This window comes from Shigella sp. SIG3, assembly GCF_053555855.1.
This window is the reverse complement of the sequence record NZ_JBQZXE010000191.1, coordinates 1-4,194: the sequence shown is the minus strand read 5'-3', so window position 1 is coordinate 4,194 and position 4,194 is coordinate 1. Positions and strand designations below refer to the sequence as shown.

Sequence of the window (4,194 nt, the reverse complement as noted above, 5' to 3'; positions counted from 1 at the left end):
ACCTACTGAGCCAAGTCGGCACTGGACCGCCACCGGGGACTCGAACCTCGCACACTCAACTTAAAGGGTTGACGCTCTTTCCTGATGAGCTAGTGGCGGTTGGTGGCCCTTGCTGGATTTGAACCAGCGACCTGGCGATTATGAGTCGCTCGCTCTCACCACTGAGCTAAAGGGCCGGGCGCAGGATAATAACGTTACGAAATCAATGTTGCAAGCATTCAAAAATCACCCTTATCTCCTCCACCAGCGCATTCACCATGTCTATCCGAGATAAGTGGCACAAAAAACCCGCTTGTGGGCGGGTTTTGTTTGCTTTTGCCATCACGTAAAAAATCGGCAAAATATCAGATTTGCATGAATATATGCCTTTCAATCTACTTTTGCAACACTTTGCTTTGAAAATGCCGTCTTTTTTTTGAACGTGTTCTCATTACAAACAATAAAGCCTCACTATCCAGTCGGTGAAAAATGTGTTTCATTGCAATCCAGTGACGAGTAAATGTTTTGGACCAGTTTTTAGTTGTCACTCCCGCCAGTAAATGCCAGCTCCTGGTATTCATAACCTTCCCCACCAACCTGGTATTCATAACCTTCCCCACCAAAAAGTTCTGCTTTTACTGCCTGCGCCGCCAGCCAGATTAATTTTTTCAGGCGTTCCTGCGTTTTCCCTGCAATTTTTCTGGTACCGGATTGAGCATTAAATTCATTCCACGCCCACTGTGTTATCGCGATCTGATATTCCCAACAAATACTCCCGCTGTAACACCACAACAACCAGGCTTTATGATGTTCTTCAAGAGACAGAACAGCCCGCCGCCACGATGATGTCGAAAACTCAACCGGACTGACCAGAGGAATTGACGTCCCCTTCGCCAGCGATTGCTTTCCCGGGATTGGTGGATTATCCCGCGTTATCATTTTTCCAGTCACTTCATCGCGGTACCGGATTTTTTTACGCCTGTAACGCCCTGTATCGAACATGGCATTCTCTTGCCAGGCTTCAAGCTGACCTTTTGTTGCCCCACTCAAATCAGCGGTGGCGATAATGAGCTGCTCACGCACAAACTGTAAATACTGGTTATTCATGCGCACCCCAGTTCTGTGATTTTTATCCCCAGCCGCCCACCAGGAACGAGCTGACCGCGCACAATATTGATTTCATCAAACTGCTCGTCGTCTATAAGTAGTCCAGCATGCGTCAGCGCATCCAGCGGTGCCTTCAGGATATTGTCCAGGTCACGACGGCGCTTATCCGGTGGCTCTGCAATAATCTTTATCGCCAGCCTTCCGGACAGGTTTAATTTCAGTCGCTGCTGGCGAACAATTAGCGCCACATCACGGCGATAACGCTCACCGGCTTTTGATACAAAATATGTGCTGCCACGACGTCGCCAGTAGGTGTTCACCGTTGGCGGGTAAGGCAAAACAAATTCTATGCGTTCGGTCATTTATGCTTTCCACTTCAGAACACCCGAATTTCTCGCGTGCATTAAAAAACGAATCAGCAACAACAACTGACTACCGTGTTTTTCTTCAAAATCTTTTACCCCGGCGTGTAGTTCGTTATGGCATTTACGACACAGCGGAATAACAAACAAATCGTCAGCCTTTGTTCCCATCCCTCCCAGTCCATGACCAATGATGTGGTGCGGATCATCTGCCTGATTGCCACACGTCATGCATTTCTGCGTTTTTACCCAGCGCGTGTATACAGGCATCTCTTCCCGTTGTGGTTTCTGGCGCTGGAGATACTGAGCCGGAGATTCCGGATCAACGGCAATGCTGACCACCGTCTCTTCCTGTGGTGGATTCTGTTGCTGGTGGGCGTGAGGCAGCGGCGCAAGATTTTTTGTGCGCTGCTTCAGTATGCTGGTGGCGGTCTGCTCTCCCGGCACGATGTCGCTTTCACGGTACATTGAGCGGATTTTTTCCGCACGCAACCCCAGCGAACGACGTAATACCGCTTCCGGTAGCGCGTCCGCCACCTGATTGCGGACCGCCCACCAGGATAATTCAGCCAGAGATAATTCACGCTCCTGCGTACCGCTTATTGCGTGACCGATGACGTCAATCATCCATGCTGACAGGTTTTGATGAGCAAGTTGCTCGAGTGATTCGGATGTCTGGTCACGCAACTGGTTGTCGCAGTGCCAGCACAACACCATTGCGCCGGTACCATAACGGTGAATGACGGTTTCGCTGTGATGATAATCGCCGTGTGGCCACTGGCAGGATTTCATATGGCGCAACAGCCAGTCAGACAATGCGCCAGCACCACCAGCAGCACGAATCACCCGTGCGTTACTGAAAAACGGCAGCAATGTTTTGTCTTCCACTAGCGGCTGGCGAACGGCAGGAACGACCCCGGACGGCAGATTACGCATGCTTTTCGGTTCCGGCTCCACCAGTACCCGGGTATTGTGGAATACCGGCATGGATTCACGGCCTGGCTTAAGGACCACCAGCCCGAGTTCCGGAACCAGAACAGGTCGAAGTAATACCCGCACATTACCTCCAGATCCGTTGCTGGAATGTGCAGGACGGACGCGGTGGCCGTTCGGAATAAGGGAGCCTGACGAAGATTATCCAGTGACGATAATCGAGACTGAGGGCTTTCTTAATCTCGTATCCGTGTCTGCGGTAGCGCTGAATCAGCCATTCAGCCTGTTCTTCGGTGCAGGAGTCGTGCTGATACCAGTCAGATTTGAATGCATGAGAACGCCGCCCGTGCCTGCTGGCAGGGGCGGCAGAGTTATCCGAATTGTAAAATTTGGTATCGTGCGCCATCTGTTTTCTCTGCTGGCGCAGCAGGTGCCAGTTGTTCAGGCTGACGGATGGATTGTAAACCAGAACGACCAGAAAAAACAAAACCCGCCGAAGCGGGTTAAGTGCGGGTGCGTTGAGGATGCCTGACACATCAGCGGTGGCGAGGGATTTCTCCCCCGCCGGGTCTCTTACTCCTCAGGTTCGTAAGCTGTGAAGACAGCGACCTCCGTCTGGCCGGTTCGGATTCGTACCTCGCAGAGGTCTTTCCTCGTTACCAGTGCCGTCACTATGACGGTTAAACAGATGACGATAAGGGCGATTAACATCGCCTTTTGCTGCTTCATAGCCTGCTTCTCCTTGCCTTTCGGCACGTAAGAGGCTAACCTACATGTGTTCAGCATGGATTGAGCCTCAGATTAATGTTAAGCGTCTTGCAGGACGCGTAATGTTAACTGGGGCTTTTCTCTATCTGCCTTTTGGTGTTCATGCCTGAGACAGATAGCCTCAAGCACCCGCAGTCATTCTACTTAACTAAGATTTCCCTGCAAACCGTTTTTGTCCGGCACAGTAAATATCCAACTAAACCAATAGCGTTCGCTGTATTTACCGCCAGTATTCAATGCACATGACCGCCATGAACACCCCTAAAAAAAGGGCATTTATATGTCCAAACATTAATATCAAAACATCAATTTTTTCCATATACCTTGCTGTGAAGATGATGGGCATACATGATGCGAACAACCAGAACGCAACAAACAAAAACTGCAATGCGTTTTTCATTATTCCCCCTACAATCAATGTGCAATAACATTTAAACACACCTCAATTTGGCCGGACATATAAATATCTAAACCAGAAAAAATCACTTACATAGCGTTACAAACTCTTTAGTCTAAATACTCATCGTAAAACATTCCCCATACTTATCAGTCCGTTCCGCGCCAGGTAGCTTATTGCCTTATCTGGCAACCTATAATCAGGTTTCCGCTTTTTCAGTTGGCTGGTCGTTTAACCGACATAGTTAACCCATTAATCTGGTTGCCGGATGCTGGTGGATTTTCGCGTTTTAGTTGTTCATAAAAGTGCACAGCTTTAACCAGTTCTTCTGATGTAACCGGGACTGGTGGGGCAGTGAATAAGGCCTGAATTTCATAGTTCGGCCTGTCGTTACAATCCTCTTTTTTCGGTACATATTTCCAGTCACCAACCCACAACTCCCCCTGAGAGTCCATAACACCTTTTTTCACGTAGCGATATCGCCACGCTATCGGCTCTGCTTCCAGCGATGCCCGTGCAATTTTGAATAACTCGCCCTCTACTCGCGCCATCCCTGAATTGGGGTGGCATTTCGTAATCGCTATTTTTAATTTGGCTTCTTCGATTAATTGTTCTTTTGTTAATTCAGTCATTTTCATTACCGCCCTA

At 49.0% G+C, this 4,194-nt stretch carries 5 protein-coding genes, 2 tRNA genes and 1 pseudogene; all 8 read right to left on the bottom strand.

Annotated features, from left to right (window positions below):
- Positions 1–22 precede the first annotated feature (22 nt).
- Positions 23–99, bottom strand: a tRNA-Lys gene (locus ACUU1I_RS19850).
- Position 100: 1 nt separating this feature from the next.
- Positions 101–176: transfer RNA gene (locus ACUU1I_RS19845), tRNA-Ile, on the bottom strand.
- Positions 177–369: 193 nt separating this feature from the next.
- A pseudogene (locus ACUU1I_RS19840) lies at positions 370–1,086 on the bottom strand (bacteriophage antitermination protein Q).
- Positions 1,083–1,448 carry a RusA family crossover junction endodeoxyribonuclease gene (locus tag ACUU1I_RS19835; RefSeq protein WP_000140020.1) on the bottom strand — a complete coding sequence of 122 codons (366 nt, stop codon included), beginning with the start codon at positions 1,446–1,448 and terminating at the stop codon, positions 1,083–1,085. The pseudogene ACUU1I_RS19840 and the gene ACUU1I_RS19835 overlap by 4 nt, the downstream one beginning before the upstream one ends.
- Positions 1,449–2,507, bottom strand: a complete 1,059-nt coding sequence (locus tag ACUU1I_RS19830) for a DUF968 domain-containing protein (RefSeq protein ID WP_001265253.1) — start codon at positions 2,505–2,507, stop codon at positions 1,449–1,451. It lies immediately after the preceding gene.
- Position 2,508: 1 nt separating this feature from the next.
- The gene (locus ACUU1I_RS19825; protein ID WP_024260631.1) at positions 2,509–2,787 is read right to left on the bottom strand and encodes a hypothetical protein; all 279 of its coding nucleotides are present in this window, start codon (positions 2,785–2,787) and stop codon (positions 2,509–2,511) included.
- A gap of 167 nt (positions 2,788–2,954) precedes the next feature.
- Positions 2,955–3,110: a type I toxin-antitoxin system toxin HokD gene (hokD, locus tag ACUU1I_RS19820; RefSeq protein ID WP_000813254.1), complete on the bottom strand. Its 156-nt coding sequence runs from the start codon at positions 3,108–3,110 to the stop codon at positions 2,955–2,957.
- A gap of 651 nt (positions 3,111–3,761) precedes the next feature.
- Positions 3,762–4,178 (bottom strand): hypothetical protein, encoded by a 417-nt coding sequence (locus ACUU1I_RS19815; RefSeq protein ID WP_005069274.1) that lies wholly within the window; start codon positions 4,176–4,178, stop codon positions 3,762–3,764.
- Positions 4,179–4,194 lie beyond the last annotated feature (16 nt).

Bases quoted from the DNA above. Each gene is read 5' to 3' on its own strand.
- ACUU1I_RS19835 (WP_000140020.1), bottom strand. From the start codon at position 1,448: ATGACCGAACGCATAGAATTTGTTTTGCCTTACCCGCCAACGGTGAAC.
- ACUU1I_RS19815 (WP_005069274.1), bottom strand. From the start codon at position 4,178: ATGACTGAATTAACAAAAGAACAATTAATCGAAGAAGCCAAATTAAAA.
- ACUU1I_RS19825 (WP_024260631.1), bottom strand. From the start codon at position 2,787: ATGGCGCACGATACCAAATTTTACAATTCGGATAACTCTGCCGCCCCT.
- hokD (WP_000813254.1), bottom strand. From the start codon at position 3,110: ATGAAGCAGCAAAAGGCGATGTTAATCGCCCTTATCGTCATCTGTTTA.